Origin of the sequence: Hephaestia caeni (assembly GCF_003550065.1) — a bacterium.
In the GTDB taxonomy this organism is placed as follows: Bacteria; Pseudomonadota; Alphaproteobacteria; order Sphingomonadales; family Sphingomonadaceae; genus Sphingomonas; species Sphingomonas caeni_A.
This window is the reverse complement of record NZ_QXDC01000003.1, coordinates 707,695-726,745: the sequence shown is the minus strand read 5'-3', so window position 1 is coordinate 726,745 and position 19,051 is coordinate 707,695. Positions and strand designations below refer to the sequence as shown.

The 19,051-nt window shown below is 68.0% G+C and carries 18 protein-coding genes; 3 read left to right on the top strand and 15 right to left on the bottom strand.

What is annotated here, in order from left to right:
- Positions 1-52: 52 nt before the first annotated feature.
- Together DFR49_RS11920 and DFR49_RS11915 are read right to left on the bottom strand one after the other, a co-directional pair.
- Positions 53-262, bottom strand: coding sequence for a hypothetical protein (locus tag DFR49_RS11920; protein WP_147373683.1), 210 nt, complete (start codon positions 260-262; stop codon positions 53-55).
- Positions 263-327: 65 nt separating this feature from the next.
- Complete coding sequence (locus tag DFR49_RS11915; RefSeq protein WP_119035876.1) at positions 328-1,605, bottom strand: glutamate-5-semialdehyde dehydrogenase; 1,278 nt, start codon at positions 1,603-1,605, stop codon at positions 328-330.
- A gap of 79 nt (positions 1,606-1,684) precedes the next feature.
- Between DFR49_RS11915 and DFR49_RS11910 the strand changes: the two genes are divergently transcribed.
- Both DFR49_RS11910 and DFR49_RS11905 read left to right on the top strand, forming a co-directional pair.
- Complete coding sequence (locus tag DFR49_RS11910) at positions 1,685-2,713, top strand: DUF3667 domain-containing protein (RefSeq protein ID WP_119035875.1); 1,029 nt, start codon at positions 1,685-1,687, stop codon at positions 2,711-2,713.
- Positions 2,710-3,180, top strand: a complete 471-nt coding sequence (locus DFR49_RS11905) for a hypothetical protein (protein ID WP_119035874.1) — start codon at positions 2,710-2,712, stop codon at positions 3,178-3,180. The genes DFR49_RS11910 and DFR49_RS11905 overlap by 4 nt, the downstream gene beginning before the upstream one ends.
- Positions 3,181-3,214: 34 nt before the next feature.
- Here DFR49_RS11905 and ftsH read toward each other — a convergent pair whose 3' ends face one another.
- From ftsH to DFR49_RS11860, 9 genes are all read right to left on the bottom strand, one after another.
- Positions 3,215-5,179: an ATP-dependent zinc metalloprotease FtsH gene (ftsH, locus tag DFR49_RS11900; RefSeq protein ID WP_119035873.1), complete on the bottom strand. Its 1,965-nt coding sequence runs from the start codon at positions 5,177-5,179 to the stop codon at positions 3,215-3,217.
- A gap of 67 nt (positions 5,180-5,246) precedes the next feature.
- Positions 5,247-6,263, bottom strand: a complete 1,017-nt coding sequence (gene tilS, locus DFR49_RS11895; protein ID WP_245968388.1) for a tRNA lysidine(34) synthetase TilS — start codon at positions 6,261-6,263, stop codon at positions 5,247-5,249.
- Positions 6,241-7,176, bottom strand: a complete 936-nt coding sequence (locus DFR49_RS11890) for a tetratricopeptide repeat protein (RefSeq protein ID WP_119035872.1) — start codon at positions 7,174-7,176, stop codon at positions 6,241-6,243. Before DFR49_RS11890 ends, tilS begins: the two co-directional genes overlap by 23 nt.
- Before the next feature lie 111 nt (positions 7,177-7,287).
- Positions 7,288-8,109, bottom strand: coding sequence for a helix-turn-helix domain-containing protein (locus DFR49_RS11885; RefSeq protein WP_119035871.1), 822 nt, complete (start codon positions 8,107-8,109; stop codon positions 7,288-7,290).
- Positions 8,110-8,358: 249 nt separating this feature from the next.
- Positions 8,359-10,632, bottom strand: a complete 2,274-nt coding sequence (ptsP, locus tag DFR49_RS11880; protein WP_119035870.1) for a phosphoenolpyruvate--protein phosphotransferase — start codon at positions 10,630-10,632, stop codon at positions 8,359-8,361.
- A 58-nt stretch (positions 10,633-10,690) separates the two neighbouring features.
- Positions 10,691-11,428 carry a hypothetical protein gene (locus DFR49_RS11875; protein ID WP_119035869.1) on the bottom strand — a complete coding sequence of 246 codons (738 nt, stop codon included), beginning with the start codon at positions 11,426-11,428 and terminating at the stop codon, positions 10,691-10,693.
- A gap of 176 nt (positions 11,429-11,604) precedes the next feature.
- Positions 11,605-12,636, bottom strand: coding sequence for an NAD(P)H-dependent flavin oxidoreductase (locus DFR49_RS11870; RefSeq protein WP_119035868.1), 1,032 nt, complete (start codon positions 12,634-12,636; stop codon positions 11,605-11,607).
- Between the two features lie 73 nt (positions 12,637-12,709).
- Positions 12,710-13,348, bottom strand: a complete 639-nt coding sequence (locus DFR49_RS11865; protein WP_119035867.1) for a peroxiredoxin — start codon at positions 13,346-13,348, stop codon at positions 12,710-12,712.
- Positions 13,349-13,463: 115 nt separating this feature from the next.
- Entirely contained in the window at positions 13,464-14,717 is a 1,254-nt protein-coding gene (locus DFR49_RS11860; protein WP_119035866.1) for an aspartate kinase, read from the bottom strand.
- Positions 14,718-14,894: 177 nt separating this feature from the next.
- Here DFR49_RS11860 and ubiG point away from each other — a divergent pair, with 177 nt between their 5' ends.
- On the top strand, positions 14,895-15,620 hold the full coding sequence (gene ubiG, locus DFR49_RS11855) for a bifunctional 2-polyprenyl-6-hydroxyphenol methylase/3-demethylubiquinol 3-O-methyltransferase UbiG (protein ID WP_119035865.1): 726 nt from the start codon (positions 14,895-14,897) through the stop codon (positions 15,618-15,620).
- 136 nt (positions 15,621-15,756) lie between these two features.
- Here ubiG and DFR49_RS11850 read toward each other — a convergent pair whose 3' ends face one another.
- The 4 genes from DFR49_RS11850 to DFR49_RS11835 are packed head-to-tail and all read right to left on the bottom strand — an operon-like array spanning position 15,757 to position 19,050.
- A complete protein-coding gene (locus tag DFR49_RS11850; RefSeq protein WP_119035864.1) occupies positions 15,757-16,974 on the bottom strand; it encodes an NAD(P)/FAD-dependent oxidoreductase in 1,218 nt (405 codons plus the stop codon).
- Complete coding sequence (fghA, locus tag DFR49_RS11845) at positions 16,971-17,810, bottom strand: S-formylglutathione hydrolase (RefSeq protein WP_119035863.1); 840 nt, start codon at positions 17,808-17,810, stop codon at positions 16,971-16,973. The genes DFR49_RS11850 and fghA overlap by 4 nt, the downstream gene beginning before the upstream one ends.
- Positions 17,807-18,670, bottom strand: coding sequence for a formyltetrahydrofolate deformylase (gene purU, locus DFR49_RS11840; RefSeq protein ID WP_119035862.1), 864 nt, complete (start codon positions 18,668-18,670; stop codon positions 17,807-17,809). The genes fghA and purU overlap by 4 nt, the downstream gene beginning before the upstream one ends.
- Positions 18,670-19,050: a VOC family protein gene (locus DFR49_RS11835; protein ID WP_119035861.1), complete on the bottom strand. Its 381-nt coding sequence runs from the start codon at positions 19,048-19,050 to the stop codon at positions 18,670-18,672. Before DFR49_RS11835 ends, purU begins: the two co-directional genes overlap by 1 nt.
- Position 19,051: the final 1 nt, after the last annotated feature.

The following is a 19,051-nucleotide window of genomic DNA, read 5'->3' as shown; positions in this document are numbered from 1 at the left end:
GGCATCTGCGCTTCTCGTCAGCATCCAGTACTTTGATAACAAGCGATTGATCCTAACGGACTTTGCCGTCCAGAACGGCATAACCCGGCACGTGAGCCGCAACCTGCTCTGCGGGTATTCTGACCAGAAGCTCCGCTGCACCTTGGTCCAATCCGGGAATCGTGCGAAGCCATAGCGGCACCTTCTCGATGGTGACGCTGGCGGGCACGGCGAGCCGCACGCCGTCGAGATCGCGCGTCCGCTGCGGCGCAGCGATCGCCACGATGGCGACGACAGCCCCCAGGATCGCAGAGCCTGCGCCCACAGCCAGTAAGCGACCTCGCCTGTTCAAGGCCGCGTCTGGCCGGTGCCGCGGACCTGCCATTTGTAGGTCGTCAGCCCTTCGAGCGCGACGGGCCCGCGGGCGTGGAGGCGCCCCGTCGCGATCCCGATCTCGGCGCCCAGCCCGAATTCGCCGCCGTCGGCGAACTGGGTCGAGGCGTTCCACATCACGATTGCCGAATCGACGCGGGCGAGGAATGTCTCGGCCACCTCGGTGTCCTCGGCGACGATCGCGTCGGTATGGCCCGAGCCGTGCCGTGCGATATGGTCGAGTGCGGCCTCGGGGCCGTCGACGATCGCCGCCGACAGCACCGGCGCGAGATATTCGGTATCCCAATCCTCGGCGGTCGCGGGTGTCGCTTCGGGCGCCAGCGCGCGCACCGCATCATCGCCGCGCAGCTCGCATCCGGTTGCCGCAACCGCCGCCAGAAGCGCGCGCGCACCGGGATAGGCCGCGTCGATCAGCAGTGTTTCGAGCGCGCCGCAGATGCCGGTGCGGCGCATCTTGGCATTGACGGCGATCGCCTCGGCCTTGGCCGGATCGGCCGAGGAATGGACATAGAGGTGGTTGATCCCGTCGAGATGCGCGAGCACGGGGACGCGCGCTTCGGCCTGCACGCGCGCAACCAGGCTTTTGCCGCCGCGCGGCACGATCATGTCGATGAGGCCCGCCGCCTGAAGCATCGCGCCCACCGCGGCGCGATCGGTGGTGGGGACGAGCTGGACGGCGTCGGCGGGGATGCCCGCGCTCGCCAGCGCCTCGGCGAGCACAATGTGGAGCGCGCGGTTGCTCTCGATCGCTTCCGAGCCGCCGCGCAGGATGACGGCATTGCCCGCCTTCATGCACAAGGCCGCGGCGTCCGCGGTCACGTTGGGGCGGCTTTCGTAGATGATGCCGATGACGCCGATGGGAATGCGCACGCGGCTGAGCGTCATGCCGTTGGGGCGCGCGATCGTGTCGATCACGTCGCCGACCGGATCGGGCAGATCGGCGATCGACTCGAGGCTGGCGGCGATCCCCTCGATCCGGCCCGCGTCGAGCCGCAGACGATCGAGCATCGCATCGCTCAGCCCCTTGTCGCGGCCGCTTTGCATATCCTTGCCGTTGGCGGCGACGATCGCGGGCACGGCGGCACGCAGCGCGCGTGCGGCGGCGCGCAGCGCGTCCGATTTCTCGGCGCTGGTCTTGCGCGCGAGGGCGGCGGCCGCGGCGCGGGCGCGCGCACCCATGTCGGCGATCAGTTGAGTGGGCAGATGGGCGGGGTCTTTGGTGGTGTCGAGCATGGCCGCACTCTATCATGGCGGTTGCCGCACCGCAAAAAACGGTCGCTTGGGGGCCGCATAGCCGTTATCGTCGCCGCGCATGACAGGGGGCATCGAGGCAGCAGGCGATTTCGCCACCGGCGCGCTGTGGAGTCGCACCGCGGAGCCGCGCGCGGGCGAGCCGGGGCATGGCGAGGATCCGCGCCTGTGCCTCAATTGCGGCACCGCGCTGATCGGTGATTTCTGCCACGAATGCGGGCAGGCGGGGCATGTTCACCGGTCGCTCGCGGCGATTCTGCACGATCTCGCGCATGGCGTGGCCCATTTCGAAGGCAAGATCTGGCGCACGCTGCCGATGCTGCTGTTCCGGCCCGGCGCGCTGACGCGCCGCTACATCGCGGGCGAGCGCGCGCGTTTCGTGTCGCCGCTGGCGCTGTTCCTGTTCCTCGTCTTCGTGATGTTCGCGATGATCCACGTGCTCGCCGGCGAGTTCGAGGCGACCGGCGTGTCGGCGACGATCGATAGCGAAGCAGTCCACCAGCTCGACGGACAGATCGCGCAGACCAAGAAGGCGATCGCCGCCGCCGGGTCGGCCGACGAGCGCAAGGCGCTCGAGACGACCGAGCAAAGCCTCGAGCGGGCGCGGGCGGCGGTGGCGGATGAAGGCGAGCATTTCGGCTCCAACATGAAGACGGGCTGGGCGCGGCTCGATCACGGGATCAAGAAGGCGAACGAGAATCCCGGCCTCGCGCTCTACAAGCTGCAAATGAGCGCCTATAAATTCTCGTGGGCGCTGATCCCGATCTCGGTGCCCTTTGTGGCGCTGCTGTTCCTGTGGCGGCGCCGGTACAAGCTCTACGACCACGCGATCTTCGTGATCTATTCGCTCGATTTCATGACGCTGCTGGTGATCGCGCTCAGCCTGCTCGGCGCGATCGGTCTTGGTTCGGATCTGATCGCCTTCGCGGCGATGCTGCTGCCGCCGATCCACATCTACAAGCAGTTGCGCGGCGCCTACGAACTGCGGCGATTTTCGGCGCTGTGGCGCACCTTCGTGCTGCTCGTCTTCGCGCTGATCGCGCTGCTGTTCTTCATCATGCTGATGCTCGGCATGGGCCTGATGGGGTGACGACGCATCGCGTGGCGTGGCTCGAATTGGTCGTGGCCGTTGCCGCCGCCGCGCCATCGCCCGCGTGGGCGATGTGCGACATGCGTATGATCGAGAACCGCAGCATCGAAGACAGTGCAGCCTATATCCTGAGATATGCCGATGTCGTCGGGATCGGCTATGTCACGACGATCGACAACGCCGAACGCAAGCAGCAAATTTTCGAGCCGGTCGTGCTTGCGAAGGGCGAGGGGAGCAGGTTCGAGCTGATCCCGACGCGCATCGGGCGGGTGGGCACGCATACGGATGCTTACGGTCCAATCCAGGCCGAGGACGGTGATCTCGCGTTCGCGGCGCTGCGAAAGGTCGACAGCGGCTATGTCTTTTCGGAGTGTATTGCCGCGACATGGTATGTGAAGCGCAAGGGGCCGTTGCTGCGGGCGATCTTTGCGCAGGCGGCAGCGCGCGCAATTCCGGCCAAGCAGTAACGCGCCGGGTGCCGTCGGGCGCCCGGCGCCAGCTTTACGCCCCAAGCGGCTTGGGCGTGCCGAACGGCCCCTTGGGGCGCCGCGTCTTGGGGATCGAAGTGCCCGCGGCGGCGACCGGCTGCGCGCCGGCGTCGTTATCGGTCCGCCCGAGGTCTTCGCCGGCGATCAACTTCTTGATCTCGTCGCCCGACAGCGTCTCATATTCGAGCAGCGCACCCGCGAGCGCGTGGAGCTGGTCGAGATGCTCTGTCAGCACCGTCTTGGCCTTGGCGAGCCCACCCTCGACGATCTGCCTGATCTCGTCGTCGATGAGCTGCTGCGTCTGGTTCGACATCCGCACCGGCTGCGACGACGAATAGCCGAGGAAGCTCTCGCCTTCGGGCTGTGAATATTCGACCGGGCCGACCTTGTCCGACATGCCCCATTTGGTGACCATGTCGCGCGCGAGGCCGGTGGCGTACTGGATGTCGCCGCTCGCGCCGCTCGATACCTTGTCGTAGCCGAAGATGATCTCCTCGGCGACGCGCCCGCCCATACTGACGGCGAGGTTCGCGTACATCTTGTCGCGGTGATAGCTGTACGAATCGCGCTCGGGCAGGCGCATCACCATGCCCAATGCGCGGCCGCGCGGGATGATCGTCGCCTTGTGGATCGGATCGCTCGCGGGCTCGTGCATCGCGACGATCGCGTGGCCGGCCTCGTGATAGGCGGTCATCCTTTTCTCGTCGTCGGTCATCACCATCGACCGGCGCTCGGAGCCCATCATGACCTTGTCCTTGGCCTCCTCGAACTCGGCCATCGCGACGAGCCGCTTGCCCTTGCGCGCGGCAAGCAGCGCCGCCTCGTTGACGAGGTTGGCAAGATCCGCGCCCGAGAAGCCGGGCGTGCCGCGCGCGATCACTCGCGCCTCGACGTCGGGCGCCAGCGGCACCTTCTTCATATGGACCTGGAGGATCTTGACGCGGCCTTCGATGTCCGGCCGTGGCACCACGACCTGGCGGTCGAAGCGGCCGGGGCGCAGCAGCGCGGGGTCGAGCACGTCGGGGCGGTTGGTCGCGGCGATGATGATGATGCCTTCGTTCGCCTCGAAACCGTCCATTTCGACGAGGAGCTGGTTGAGCGTCTGCTCGCGCTCGTCATTGCCGTTGCCGAGCCCAGCGCCCCGATGACGGCCCACCGCGTCGATCTCGTCGATAAAGACGATGCACGGGGCGCTCTTCTTGGCCTGTTCGAACATGTCGCGCACGCGAGACGCACCGACGCCGACGAACATCTCGACGAAATCCGAGCCCGAAATGGTGAAGAAGGGCACGCCCGCCTCGCCCGCGATTGCGCGTGCGAGCAGCGTCTTGCCGGTGCCGGGCGAACCGACCAGCAGCGCCCCCTTGGGGATCTTGCCGCCGAGACGCGCGAATTTGGTCGGGTCTTTCAGGAACTCGACGATCTCCTCCAGTTCCTCGCGCGCTTCGTCGATGCCCGCGACGTCGGCAAAGGTGACCTTGCCTTCCTTCTGCGTCAGCATCCGCGCGCGCGATTTGCCGAACCCCATCGCGCCCGAACCCGAATTCTTCTGCATCTGGCGCAGCACGAAGAAGGCGATGCCGAGGAACAGCAGGAACGGCAGCGAATTGTAGAGCATGATCATCCAGATCGACGGGCTCTCCTCGGGCCGGGCGGTGATCGTCACCCCGGCCTTGCGCAGCCGATCGGTCAATTGGGGATCCTGGATCGCATAGGTACGAAAGGCCGAATCGTCCTTGAGCGTGCCGGTGATGACCTCGCCCGCGACATTGACCTCCTTCACCGTGCCCTCCTCGACCTTGTCGAGGAATTGCGAATAGGCGATCGTATTGCCGGTCGGCTGGGCGGTGCGGCCGTCGAGCAGCGAGACGACGAGCGCCAGCGCGACCAGGATTCCCACCCAGATCATCAGGCTCTTCATCCAGGGATTGCCGCCGCTGTCGTTGTCGGGGCCCTGCTGCTTGTCGTTGTCGTTCATGAACGCTGGTACCTTTCCTGGCCCAAGATAAGAGCGGGCAGGTTAATGGCAATGGAACAAAAGCGAGTCAGGTGCCGCGCCGGGGTGGGGCGCGGGTGAAGGCGATCGTCGGCCCCGTTTCGCGATGCGCGTGACTTTCGATCAGGACATTGCCGAGCGTCGCGCGGAAATCGGCGCCGGTCGCGCGCGCCGCTGTGATCGCCGCCACCAGCCGCGTGACCTGCGCGCCGCGCGGATCGGCGGCCGGATCGACATGGACGAGGCAAAGCAACACCAGCCGCCGCAGCACTTCGCGCGGCTGATCGTGGACACGCAGCGTCGCGCCGCCCTCGTAAAGCCGGCAGAACCGCGCGGCGACATCGCGCGTGGCCCATTCGAGCGCCGCGTCGGCATCGCCGAGCGCGGCAGCACTCCGGCGCCACTGGTCGGCGTCGAGCCAGCCCGCCTCGGCGAGCACCTTGCGCAGCCGCGCGCGATCGAACCGGTCGTCGAGGTTGCTCGGGTCCTCGATAGCGGTGATGCCGCACTGCGTGACGAGCGCGGCAAGCTCGGCGCGGCGCCAGCCGAGTAGCGGACGGATCGTCATCCCGCCGGCGGGCCTGATCCCCGCCAGCCCCGCCACCCCCGAGCCGCGATTGAGCCGCATGATGAGCGTTTCGAGCTGATCGTCGGCGTGATGCGCGGTGGCGATGCGCGTCGCCTCAATCGCGCGCGCATGATCTTCGAGCAGCCGATAGCGCAGCGCACGCGCGCGCGCCGACAGATTGGCGGTGCGCTTGACGCGGGGCGGCATCGGGGCAGTGAGTGTCGCGTGCTCGACCCCCAATGTCGCGCAGAGCCGGGCAACCGCCGCGGCTTCGGCGGCGGCTTCGGGCCGCAGGCCGTGGTCGACGGTGGCGGCCTGGCATCGGCCGCCCAGCGCGGCGTGGGCGAGCAGCAGCAGCGCGGTGCTGTCCGCCCCGCCCGAGACCGCGAGCAGCACCTTCGTGTTCGCGGGGTCGCACAGGGCGGCGATATCCTCGCGAAAGCGCGCGACCAGCGCCGCGTCGGGGGTCAGCGCGCTATTTGCAGCCGGCGCGGTCACGGCCCGCCGCGATATCGACCTTCATCGTCCCCGAAATCCTGCTGCCATAAACGTCGGTCAGTTCGCCATAGACCTTGCACGCATCCTGCGGCTTCTTGAGCTGGACGAGCGCGTCGGCGAGATAATAGAGGCTGTCGGGCGCGCGCTCGCCATCGGGCATCTTCTTGTAATTGTCGTAGAAAGCGATCGACGCGAGGCTGGGCTTGCCCTCGTCGAGATAGGCGCGGCCGAGCAGGTTCTGCGCGAAGCTGGCGCGGCGATGCTGCGGATATTTCTGGACGACCGTTTTCAATTGCGCCTCGGCCTCGGGATAGAGTTTCGCCAGCCACAGGCGGTAGCCGTAGATATAGGCATCCTCGGCCGGATCGCCGCTTGCCGGTTTCTCGACCGCGGCGACGCGATCGGCGCGGGTCGGGCCGCCCTGGCTGGCGGGCAGTTGCAGCCCGCTGCCCCCGGCGGGCGACGCACCCGCCGCCGCGACGCTTCCGCCCAGCCCGGCGTCGGCAGCGGCGCCGAGATCGGGGTTCGCCGCCGGGGCGACGGGCGGCGGCGCGGCGCGCTCGCGCTTCAGCGCGTCGACCTCGTCGCGCAGCAGGCGCAACTGGTGCTGACCTTCCTCGACCTGGTTGGTCAGGCTCTGGAGCTGCATCTCGAGCGAATTGACGCGCACGGTGAGGTCGGTGACCGGGTTGGTCGACCCCGGCCCGGCAATGGTCGGCGTCTCCGCGGGGGTGATCTGCGGCTGGACCCACTGCGCCGAGCCGCCCGGAAACACCTTGCGCTGGACCGCGCGCATCTGGCCCTCGAGCCGGTCGACGCGTTGCGTGATCGCGCCGCTATCCTGCGCATTGGCCGCACCGGCCCCGAAACCGAGGCTGGCCGTGGCGGCGGCGATGATGATGGTGCGGCGCATGGCTCTCCCCCGAGCTGATCTCCATTGACCGCGCTATAGCTGACACAGCGATGCTGTCGCCAGTATTAAGGATAGCGGATCAACGCATTTCGCGGGGGATCCGTGCCGCCGTCAGCCCGTGGCTGCCGTCGACGCAGGCGATTCCGCCGTCGTGCCCGTGCCCGCCGGCTGGCGCGCCTTGACCGCGGCGGCGCTGACGCCGATGTCCTTGAGCGCGCGCGATCCGTCGCCGAGCGGGGGTTGCAGCGTATCGTTCAGGCGAACCTCGAGCTTGTCGGGCCGGCCGACGTTGATCATCGGATTATCGGCGTCCGTCGGCACTTGATAGCGCTCGCCCGCCTGCATCGTCTTCTGGAACAGGCTGTTGCCGCCGGCATCGTAGACGCGTAGCCACACCGCGTCGGTCGCGGTCAGCGTCACCTGGTCGACGCGGGGGACAGGCGCGGGCGCCGGCGCGGCGGTGCCGTCGGCGGCCGGGGTGGTCGCGGCGACCGAAGCGGGCTGCGCGCTGCCGCCGCGGAACCAATCGGTGCCGAGCCATACCCCGGCGCCGATCACGAGCACCAGTGCCAGGACCACGCCGACGATGGCGATGCCGGCCGGCGGCAGGCGGGCGGGATCGGCGGGCTCGTAGGGCAGAGTTTCGGCGGTGGGGCGGCGGGGCACTCCGGCCTCGGTGCGCACGAGGCCGCCGATTTCGACCTCGTCGGTATCCACCGCGCGCGCATACGCCTTGGCGAAGCCGATCGCATAGGTCGGCGAGGGAAGTTCGCCGTAATTTCCCTGCTCGATCGCCTCGAGATGGCGGATCGGCACGCGTGTGCGCTGCGCGATGTCCGCGATCGACAGCTTCTGTTTCTCGCGCGCCTCGCGCAACCTGTCTCCGGCGGATGCGGGGAACAGCGACGCGTCCTCACGCGGGGTGTCGGTCATCCGGTTCTCCGGCGGGAGGGATGCGACCCTGTTTTTCTCCCGCTTGGGCGCAAGGTGTTTCAAAGCGGGGGCGTGCTGTCAACGTCTCGTGCGCGATCACGGCCAGGTTTGTGCGCCGGCGTGTGACTCTGTTTAGATACGCAAGGCCGCACCGGCCCGCTCCCCACCCTGCCTCCCAACGGCAGCATCCTGAATGGGAGGCGGGGTGGGGAGCGGGTTGGTGCGGCTCCCACGTAAGTGGAATAAACCCTACGCCAGTTCGACGCCGTGTTCGCCCGCCCAATGCGCGAGCGCGCCGCGCAGGTCGCGCGGCGGGCGGGCGAGCAGCGTTTCCATTTCCGCCATCACCGCCGAACGGTCGATCGATCGGATCATCGCCTTGATCGGGCCGACCGCGGCGGGGGTGATCGACAGCCGGTCGATTCCCAGCCCGATCAGCGCCAGCGCCTCGAGCGGCCGTCCGCCCATCTCGCCGCACACGGCGAGGTCGACGCCGGCGTCTCTTGCGGGGTCGACGATGCGGCGGATGAACCGCAGGATCGACGGGCTCAGCCAGTCGTAGCGCTCGGCGAGCTTGGGATTGGCGCGATCGGCGGCGAACAGGAATTGGGTCAGATCGTTGGTGCCGATCGACAGGAAATCGAGCTTGGGCAGCAGCAGATCGAGCTGCTCGGCGAGCGCGGGCACTTCGAGCATCGCGCCATAGCGGATCTGCGACGGCAGCATGCGGTTGCGCGACGCGATCCAGTCCCGCTGCGCTTCGAACAGCGCCCGCGCCTCGTCGAACTCCCAGGGTTCGGACACCATCGGGAACATGATGTTGAGCGCGCGGCCGCCCGCGGCGTCGATCAGCGCGCGCGCCTGCGCTTTCATCAGCCCGTCGCGTTCGAGCGCGAGGCGCAGCGCGCGCCAGCCCATCGCCGGGTTCTCCTCATCGGCGCCGTCGCCGTTCAGATACGGCAATGCCTTGTCGCCGCCGATATCGACGGTGCGGAAGGTAACGGGCCGATCGCCCGCGACATCGAGCACGTCGCGATAGAGCCGCTGCTGGCGCTCGCGCTGGGGCAGCGTCGCCGAGACGAGGAACTGGAATTCGGTGCGGAACAGGCCGATCCCGTCGGCGCCGGTCAGATCGAGCGCGGCGACGTCGTCGCGCAGCCCGGCATTGACCATCACGGCGAGGCGATGGCCATCCTTCGTCACCGGCGGTTCGGATTTGAGTGCCGCGAAGACCGCGCGCCGCTTCTGGCGCAGCGCGAGCTTGGCCTCGAACACCTCCTCCATCGCCGCGGTCGGCCGCACCAGCAGGGTGCTCGAATTCGAATCGAGCAGCAGCAGGTCGCCTTCGCTGACCTCGCGGCGCACGTTGCGCATCCGGCCGAGCACCGGCACCCCCATCGCGCGCGCGACGATCGTGACGTGCGCGGTCAGCGATCCTTCCTCGAGCACGACGCCCTTCAGCCGCCGGCGATCATATTCGAGCAACTCGGCCGGCCCCAGATTGCGCGCGATCAGGATCGTGTCCTTGCGCAGCCCCAGTTGTGCGGCGGTGCCCATCTGGCCCGACACGATCCGCAGCAGCCGGTTGGAGAGATCCTCCAGATCGTGCATGCGATCGGCGAGCAGCGGATCGTCGATCTGGCGCATCCGCATCCGCGTGCGCTGCTGGACGCGCTCGATCGCCGCCTCGGCGGTCAGCCCCGAATCGATCGCCTCGTTGATCCGGCGCGACCAGCCCTCGTCATAGGCGAACATCTTGTAGGTCTCGAGAACCTCGCGATGCTCGCCGTCGACACCGAATTCGGCCTGGCTCGTCATCCGGTCGATCTGTTCGCGCATCTTGTCGAACGCGCCGTAGACGCGGTGACGCTCGGCCTCGGTATCTTCCGCGACGGTGTGTTCGATCGTGATCCGCGGCTGGTGATAGACCGCGTGGCCCGCGCCCATCCCGTCGACCAGCCGCAGCCCCAGGATCGTCTTGGCCGCGGTCGTCTGGGCGCGCGTCGGCGAGGCGCCGGCCTCGTCGGCCAGGCCGGTGTTGGCGATCAACTCGGACAGCACCATCGCCACCGTTTGCAGCGCCTCGATCTCGACATCCTCGTACCGGTGCGGCTCGGTATGCTGGACTGCGAGCACACCGACCGCCTGTTCGCGCCGGATGATCGGCACGCCGGCGAAGCTGTGGAACCTGTCTTCGCCGGTCTCGGGGCGATAGGCGAAATCGGGATGCGCGGCGGCTTCGTCGAGGTTGAGCGTTTCGACATTGGCGGCGATCACGCCGATCAGTCCTTCGCCGGGCGCGAGCTTGGTGACATGGACCGCGGCTTGCGAAAGACCGCGCGTCGCGAACAATTCGAGCAGCCCGTCGCGCAGCAGATAGATCGAGCAGACCTCGCTGTTGAGCGCCTCGCCGATGATCTGGACGACCGCGCCCAGCTTCGCCGGTGTCGCGCTGCGCGATCCCATCACGTCATGAAGGCGCGTCAGGATCTCGCGGGCGGCGGCGGGCGCGGAAAGCGGCATGTGGATGCGCTACCAGATCGGCCCTGCCCGCGCCAATCGGCAAAACGCCTGGGCGCGTTCAGGGCATGGTGAAGATGGCGGGATCGTAGCCGATTTCGGGCGTGGATTTGGGCGTGGTCACCGGGGCGGCCGCCGCGCCGAGCACGGTCCTGGTTTCGATCGGCTGGAGCGCCACCGCGGTCCGGTTCGCCTGCCATTGCGCCAGCGCGACGCGATAACTGTCATAGGCGCGGAACAGATCGACGAACGGCTGGTCGAGTTCGGCGATCGCGCCGGCCGCGAAGCTGTCGATCGTCGCCGGGCCGACGCCCGGCACGCGCGCCAGCACGCGGCTGGCGGCGGCGCAGAATTCGGCCTGCGCGCCGGGTTGCGCCCAATAGTTGTAGAGCCGCGTCATCGCATCGTCGAAGCGCGCCTCGCCGGCGGCGGCGACGAGCGCTTTGTGTGCCTTGGCGAGCGCGGTTTCCTGGCTGTCGAGCAGCGCATTGTACCCCGCGATGATCGTCGCCTCGTTCGCGCCGCGGCATCCGAGCGCGGCGACGTTGAGCCCGGTGCGCACGTGCCATAGCGCGGACGCCGCATTCAGCCCGGTATTGGGCGTCGCATAGCGGCCGTCGGCGAGCCGCGGCGGCACCGCGATTCCCGCGGCGGTTCCCGCGGGCGGCTGGGGCATCGGCTGCGGCGCCGGGGCGGGCGGCGGCGGTGGCGCGACCGCGACCTCCTTGGGTTTGGACGCGCAGCCCGCGAGCGCGAGCCCCGCGGCGGTCGCGATCAGCAGCAGACGATTGCGCGTCATAACAACTCCTTACGTGGCAATGCACGGCAGAAGCTGGCCTAATAAGGTTAACGAGGCGTTAGGCTTGTTTTGCGGCGAGGCGAGTCCGAAGCGCGATGGGACTCAGAGCCCGTTCGGAAATGCGCCTTTGGGTGCCGCAACGGAAATCGCCCTTTCGCGATTTCCCAAACAACCTCTTACGCCGCGCGCTTGGCGAGCGCCGTCGCGGCCTCTGCCATCAGTGCCGCGATGATCTCGGTGACGGGTTCTTCGCGGGTGACCATCCCGACCGATTGGCCCGCCATGACGCTGCCGTGCTCGACATCGCCGTCGATCACTGCGCGGCGCAGCGCGCCTGCCCAGTAATGCTCGATCTGAAGCTGCGCCTCGCCCATCGCGACCGCGCCGTCGTCGAGCGCCTGCGCCACCTCGCGCTGCTTGGCGGTGAACAATTCGCCGCCCTTGTTCCGAAGCGCGCGGACCGGGATGACGGGCAGGCGCGGGTCGATCTGGACGCTGGCGACGGCATCGCGCGCCGACGCGCGGATGAACGCCTTCTTGAAATTCTCGTGCGCGATCGATTCGGTCGCGCACACGAAACGCGTGCCGAGCTGGACGCCGGCGGCGCCCATGTCGAGATAGCCGGCGATCGCCTCGCCTCGGCCGATGCCGCCGGCGACGAACACGGGCACCTCGGCGGCGACCTCGGGCAGGATCTCCTGTGCGAGCACGCTGGTCGAGACCGGGCCGATATGGCCGCCGGCCTCCATGCCCTCGACCACTAGCGCGTCGACGCCCGATCGGATCAGCTTCTTGGCGAGGCTGAGCGCGGGGGCGAAGCAGATCAGCTTCGCGCCGCCCGCCTTGATCGCCTCGAGGCTGCCGCGCGGTGGCAAGCCGCCCGCGAGCACGACATGGCTGACGTCATGTTTCGCGCAGACCGCGATCAGATCGAACAGCATCGGATGCATCGTGATCAGGTTGACGCCGAACGGCTTGGTGGTGAGCGCCTTGGTGCCCGCGATCTCTGCGTCGAGCAGTTCGGGCGTCATCGCGCCGCACGCGATCACGCCGAACCCGCCCGCATTCGAGATCGCCGCGACGAGGTGACGTTCCGAAACCCACGACATCGCACCGCCGAGAATCGCGACCTCGCAGCCCAGGAAATCGCAGCCCCGCGCCATGCGGCGGTGCAGGCGCTCGGCGCCGATCGAATGCATGTCGTTCATCTTTGCCCCGTAGCGCCGGCGGGCACCACGGGGCAAGTTTCCATTCATCCCCGCGGGCCGGGGGCCATGCGGTTCAGGCGCTCTGGTTCAGATCGACGTAGCGCAGATAGGGCTTGAGCGTGCGGAACCCTTGCGGGAAGCGCGCGTGCGCGTCCTCGTCGGAAAGCTTGGGCGAGATGATGACCTCCTCACCCTGGTTCCAGTTGACCGGAGTCGCGACCGATTGCGTGTCGGTGAGCTGGAGGCTGTCGATCGCGCGGATGACCTCGGCGAAGTTGCGCCCTGTGCTCGGCGGATAAGTGAGGATCAGCCGCACCTTCTTGTTGGGATCGATCACGAACACCGAACGCACGGTGACGGTGGGATCGGCCTCGGGGTGGATCATGTCGTAGAGCGTCGAGACCTTCTGATCGGTGTCGGCGATCATCGGATAATCGAGCTTCTGCCCCTGGGTCGATTCGATGTCCTTTTCCCAGCCCTGGTGCGAATCGACCGGATCGACCGACAGCCCGATCGTTTTCACCCCGCGCTTGTCCCATTCGGGGCGCAGCCGCGCGACTTCGCCCAGTTCGGTCGTGCAGACCGGCGTGAAATCCTTGGGGTGGCTGAAGAACAGGCCCCAGGACGACCCGAGCCATTCGTGGAAACGGATACGCCCTTGCGTGCTGTCAGCCTCGAAATCGGGGGCAATCTGGCCAAGCTGGATCGACATGCGTGAATCTCCTTTACGCCCTTATGATGGAACCTCGCGGCCAGCGGGGCCAGCAAGCGTTGCTTGGGGGCATTGCAGAGATGCTTGGGGGGCGGGTGGTCGGCGCGGCGGAACCTTACGCCGGATCTTCTTCCGCATCGAGGCCGTAGGCGGTGTGCAGCACGCGCACCGCAAGCTCGGTATAATCCTCCTCGATCAGCACGCTGACCTTGATCTCCGATGTGGTGATCGCCTGGATGTTGATGCCGCGTTCGCCCAGCGTCTGGAACATCGTCGCGGCGACACCCGCGTGGCTGCGCATGCCGACGCCGACCACCGAGATCTTGGAGACGCGGGTGTCGTGCTTGAGGTCGATGAAGCCGATCCGCTCGCGCGCGGCGTTGAGCACCTCGATCGAGCGCGCGAGATCAGCGGTCGGCACGGTGAAGGTGACGTCGGTCGAATCGCCCGAATGCGCCACGTTCTGGACGATCATGTCGACGTTGATGCCCGCATCGGCGAGCGGCGAGAAGATCGCCGCGACCGAACCGGGCTGATCGAGCACCGCGGTCAGCGTGATCTTCGCATCGTTCTTGTCGTGCGCGATCCCGGTGATCAGTTGCTGTTCCATGTTTTCCAGTTCCTCTTCGCCGACGATCAGCGTGCCGGGCTCCGAGCCCCCGTCCTCGTCGAGGAACGACGACAGCACCTGAACGCGGACCTTTTCCTTCATCGCCAGCCCCACCGAGCGCGTCTGGAGCACCTTGGCGCCGACGCTGGCGAGTTCGAGCATTTCCTCATAGGTGACGCGCTTCAGCTTGCGCGCCCTGGGCACGATGCGCGGATCGGTGGTGTAGACCCCGTCGACATCGGTGTAGATGTCGCAGCGATCGGCCTGCATCGCCGCCGCCATCGCGACCGCCGAGGTATCCGATCCGCCGCGCCCGAGCGTGGTCACGCGCTCGCCCATCGCGACGCCCTGGAAACCGGGGATCACCGCCACTTCACCGCTCGACAGCGCCGCGCCGAGCGCGCGGGTGTCGATCTCGGCGATCCGGGCCGAGCCGTGCCCGTCGGAGGTGCGGATCGGGAGCTGCCAGCCCATCCAGCTTCGTGCGCGCACGCCCACTGCCTGGAGTGCGATCGCGAGCAGCCCGCTCGTCACTTGCTCGCCCGAGGAGACCACCACGTCATATTCGCGGCGATCGTAGAGCGAGCTCGCCTCGCGGCAGAAATTGACCAGCCGGTCGGTCTCGCCCGCCATCGCCGAGACGACGACCGCGACCTCGTTGCCGGCCTCGACCTCGCGCTTGATGCGCGCCGCCACGCTCCGGATGCGCTCAATGCCGGCCATCGAGGTGCCGCCGAACTTCATCACGATGCGCGCCATCGGGGGAGAAACTTCCTGTACCGGAGGGAGAAGACGGCGCCTGATAGAAACGCCGCCCCGCAAAGGCAAGCGACGCGCCGATCATGTCGCCTTGGGCCGGCGAAAGTTACCCTTTGTTTCGCCCCCCTCGCCCGCTGCGCAATCGACGCCATGCGGTGGGTCGGCTATGGAGCGGGAATGACAGACGCGACGACGATCGATGCGGCCGAAGCCGCGCATTTCGGGGCGCTCGCGGCCGATTGGTGGAATCCCAACGGCTCGTCGGCGATGCTCCATCGGCTCAATCCGGCGCGGCTCGGCTTTATCCGCGAGCAGATCGACCGGCATTGGGGCGGCGACGGGCAAGGCTTCACCCCGCTCGCCGGCAGGACCGCGCTCGACGTCGGCTGCGGTGCGGGCCTGCTCGCCGAGCCGCTCGCGCGGCTGGGCGCGGCGGTGACGGGGCTTGATGCCGCGCCTGAGAATATCGCCGCCGCCGCCGCGCACGCCGGCCAGTCGGGGCTCGACATCGCCTATCGCGCGGGCGAGCTGGCCGCGCTTGCCGGCACGCGCTTCGATCTCGTCACCTGTCTCGAGGTGATCGAACACGTCGCCGATGTCGCGGCGTTCGTGCGCGGGCTTGTCGATGTGCTCGCCGATGACGGTCTGCTGATCGTCTCGACCCCCAATCGCACTGCGCGATCGAAGCTGACACTGATCACGATCGGCGAGGGCACAGGCCAGATCCCGCGCGGCACGCACGACTGGAACAAGTTCATCACCCCCGATGAGCTGGCAGCTTCGCTCGCTGAGGCCGGTTTGCGCGTGATCGACCGGCGCGGGCTCGCCTTGTCGCCCGCCAAGGGGTTCGTGCTCAGCGACGATCTCGGACTCGATTATTTCCTCGCCGCGGTGCGGGCGTAGAGACCGTTTCAATCCCCCGTTCGTGCTGAGCTTGTCGAAGCACCGTTCTTCTTTGCCCCTCGGGCGCGGAAGCAAGAACGACCCTTCGACAAGCTCAGGGCGAACGGTTCAGGTTTGACGCGGAAGGCGGCTAGGGTCAGATCAGTTCCTTGAGCGGCACGGCCGGATCGGCAAGCGCGGCCCGGTCGGGCGCGGCGCCGGCTTCGACGAGCTTGCGGCCCTGGACGTAATCCTTGACCATGTTGACGCAATCGAGCGCGATCACGCGGTCGCCGCGCAGATAGATCACCGAGAAGCGCCGCGTGGCGGGGTCGCCGCGCACGATCACGGTGTCGTGGCCGATCGACAGCCCCACCGTCTGGAGTCTGAGATCATATTGGTTGGACCAGAACCACGGCACCGCGTCGTAGCTTGCCGGCTCACCGAGGATGGTTCGCGCGGCGACATTGGCCATGTCATTGGCGTTCTGCACCGATTCGAGCCGGATCTCGGCGCCGTCGGCAAAGGCGTTGGCGTGGCGCGCGCAATCGCCGATCGCGAAGACGTGCGGCAGGCTGGTGCGGCATTGCGCGTCGACGGCGACCCCGTTGCCGCCTGCGGCGCCGGCGTCGATCAGCGGCGCGACCGCGGGCTCGATGCCGATGCCGACGATCGCGAGATCGGCGGGGATGACGGTGCCGTCGGCAAGCCGGACGCCGCTGATCCGGCGATCGCCCTCCAGGCATTCGACGCCGACGCCAAGCCGTAGATCGACGCCGTGCGTGCGGTGTTCGGCGGCGTAGAATTCGGAAAGGGCGTCGCCGGCGACGCGCGCGAGCACCCGATTCTGCGCTTCGAGCACCGTCACCTGCTTGTCCGACTTGCTCAGCACCGCCGCTGCCTCAAGCCCGATATAGCCGGCGCCGATCACGACGATGCGCGCCGTCTCCGGCAGTTCGGCGGCAAGCCGATCGACATCGGCGCGCGCGCGGATCGCGTGGACGCCCGCAAGATCGTGTCCCGCGCACGTCAGCCGCCGCGGCGTGCCCCCCGTCGCCCAGACGAGTGTGCCGTAGCCGATCGTGGCGCCGTCCGCGGTCATCACCGCGCGCTCGGCCGGATCGACCGTAACGACACGGCGCCCGGTGAGCATCGTCACCGCGCGCTCTTCCCAGAAGGCGGGCGGGCGGATCAGCAGCCGCTCGAACGGCTTGTCGCCCGCGAGATAATCCTTGGAAAGCGGCGGGCGTTCATAAGGCAATTCGGGCTCGTCGCCGACGATGGCGATGCTGCCCGAAAAGCCGTTCTGGCGCAGCGCGATCGCGGCCTGCGCGCCGCCGTGTCCGCCGCCGACGATCAGCACATCGTAGGTCATGCGCCGAGCCTTTCGGCGTGCCAGGCGACATGATCGGCCATGAAGCTGGAGATGAAATAATAGCTGTGGTCGTAGCCCGGCTGCATCCTCAGCGTCAGGGCGATTCCCGCTTCGTCGCACGCCACGCGCAACAGCTCCGGCCGAAGCTGCTCGGCGAGAAACGGGTCGGCGTCGCCCTGATCGACCAGCATTTCGGGCACGCGCGCGCCATCCTCGATCAACGCGCAGGCATCATAGGGGCGCCACGCCGTGCGATCGTCGCCCAGATAGGCGGCAAGCGCCTTTTCGCCCCACGGCACGCGGCCGGGGGCGACGATCGGCGCGAAGGCGGAGATGCTGCGGAACCGCGCCGGGTTGCGCAAGCCGATCGTCAGCGCGCCGTGCCCACCCATCGAATGGCCGGTGATCGCCTGCCGGCCGGGATCGATCGGAAAATGCGCCGCGACCAGCGCGGGCAATTCGTCCTCGACATAGGATTTCATGCGGAAACCGGTGGCCCAGGGGGACTGGGTCGCATCGACGTAGAAGCCCGCGCCTTGCCCGAAATCATACGCCTCGTCGTCGGGCACGTCCTCGCCGCGCGGGCTCGTGTCGGGGGCGACGAAGACCACGCCGTGCGCGGCGCAGGCGGCGCGATACTCACCCTTCTCGGTGACATTGGCGTGGGTGCAGGTGAGCCCCGACAAGTACCAGAGCACCGGCAGTCGTGCGCCCTTTTCGTGCGCGGGCACGAATACTGCGAAGGTCATGTCGGTGCCCGTCGCCGTCGATCGATGGCGATAGACGCCCTGCACGCCGCCGTGCGCCTTGTTCTGCGAAACCGTCTCGATCGTCACCGGAACACCACCGTCTTGCCGTCGTTGAGGAAAACGCGCCGCTCGCCCACTGCCCCCACGGCGCGCGCGAGCACCTGTGCCTCGATGTCGCGGCCGGTGCGGATCATCTCGTCCACCGAGGCGCGATGATCGACGCGCTCGACCGCCTGTTCGATGATCGGCCCCTCGTCAAGATCGCCGGTCACGAAATGGGCGGTCGCGCCGATCAGCTTGACCCCGCGTTCGTGCGCGCGGTGATAGGGCCGCGCGCCCTTGAAGCCGGGCAGGAAGCTGTGGTGGATGTTGATGCAGCGCCCCGCGAGCCGCGCGGTCATATCCGCCGACAGCACTTGCATATAGCGCGCGAGCACCAGGTAATCGGCCTGCGTTTCCGCCATCACCGCCTCGATCGCGGCTTCCTGTTCGGCGCGATTGGCGTCGGTGACGGGCAGGTGGTGGAAGGCGATGCCGTGCCATTCGGTCAGCGCGCGCAGATTGTCATGGTTGCCGACGACGCCGGCGATCTCGATCGAAAGCGCGCCGGAGCGGCGGCGATGGAGCAGATCGGCAAGGCAGTGCGAACCCGTCGATACCGCGATGATCGCGCGTGGCTTCGCGGCCGCCTCGACCAGCCCCCAATCGAGCGCGAACCGCGCGGCGACTGGCGCGAACGCCGCCCGCAGCGCGGCCGTATCGGCCGGGAAGTGCGCCCCGCCGGCCTGGAAGACGACGCGCATGAAGAATCGCCCGGTCTCCAGATCGGCATATTGCTGGCTGTCGGTGATGAAGCCGTCGCGCTCGGCGAGGAAGCCGCTGACCCCCGCGACGATGCCGACGCGATCCTCGCACGCGAGCGTGAGGATCCAGCGGGCTGCGTCCATCACTCCATCCGGTGCGCGGCGCACAATTTGTTGCCCGCGGGATCGCGCAGATAGGCGAGATAGAGCTTGCCGAACCCGCCCTCGCGCACGCCGGGCGGGTCTTCGCAGGTCGTGCCGCCGTTGGCGACGCCGGCGGCGTGCCAGGCGTCGGCCTGCGCCGGCGAAGCGGCGGCGAACCCGATCGTGCCGCCATTGGCATGGCAGGCAGGCGCGCCGTCGATCGGGGCGGTGATCATGAACAGCCCGCCGTTGTGCGCATAGACCACCCGGCCCTTGGCGTCGGTCATCCCCGGCTTCGCGCCGAGCGCGCCGAGGATCGCATCGTAGAACGCCTTCGACGCCGCGACATCATTGGCGCCGACCATCACATGGCTGAACATC

Coding starts and splice junctions, on each gene's coding strand:
- ptsP (WP_119035870.1), bottom strand. CDS start 10,632: ATGCCGCTTTCCGCGCCCGCCGCCGCCCGCGAGATCCTGACGCGCCTT.
- ftsH (WP_119035873.1), bottom strand. CDS start 5,179: ATGAACGACAACGACAAGCAGCAGGGCCCCGACAACGACAGCGGCGGC.
- DFR49_RS11870 (WP_119035868.1), bottom strand. CDS start 12,636: ATGAACGACATGCATTCGATCGGCGCCGAGCGCCTGCACCGCCGCATG.
- DFR49_RS11850 (WP_119035864.1), bottom strand. CDS start 16,974: ATGACCTACGATGTGCTGATCGTCGGCGGCGGACACGGCGGCGCGCAG.
- DFR49_RS11890 (WP_119035872.1), bottom strand. CDS start 7,176: ATGCGCCGCACCATCATCATCGCCGCCGCCACGGCCAGCCTCGGTTTC.
- ubiG (WP_119035865.1), top strand. CDS start 14,895: ATGACAGACGCGACGACGATCGATGCGGCCGAAGCCGCGCATTTCGGG.
- DFR49_RS11875 (WP_119035869.1), bottom strand. CDS start 11,428: ATGACGCGCAATCGTCTGCTGCTGATCGCGACCGCCGCGGGGCTCGCG.
- DFR49_RS11885 (WP_119035871.1), bottom strand. CDS start 8,109: ATGACCGACACCCCGCGTGAGGACGCGTCGCTGTTCCCCGCATCCGCC.
- DFR49_RS11860 (WP_119035866.1), bottom strand. CDS start 14,717: ATGGCGCGCATCGTGATGAAGTTCGGCGGCACCTCGATGGCCGGCATT.
- purU (WP_119035862.1), bottom strand. CDS start 18,670: ATGGACGCAGCCCGCTGGATCCTCACGCTCGCGTGCGAGGATCGCGTC.
- DFR49_RS11915 (WP_119035876.1), bottom strand. CDS start 1,605: ATGCTCGACACCACCAAAGACCCCGCCCATCTGCCCACTCAACTGATC.
- DFR49_RS11865 (WP_119035867.1), bottom strand. CDS start 13,348: ATGTCGATCCAGCTTGGCCAGATTGCCCCCGATTTCGAGGCTGACAGC.
- DFR49_RS11910 (WP_119035875.1), top strand. CDS start 1,685: ATGACAGGGGGCATCGAGGCAGCAGGCGATTTCGCCACCGGCGCGCTG.
- DFR49_RS11835 (WP_119035861.1), bottom strand. CDS start 19,050: ATGTTCAGCCATGTGATGGTCGGCGCCAATGATGTCGCGGCGTCGAAG.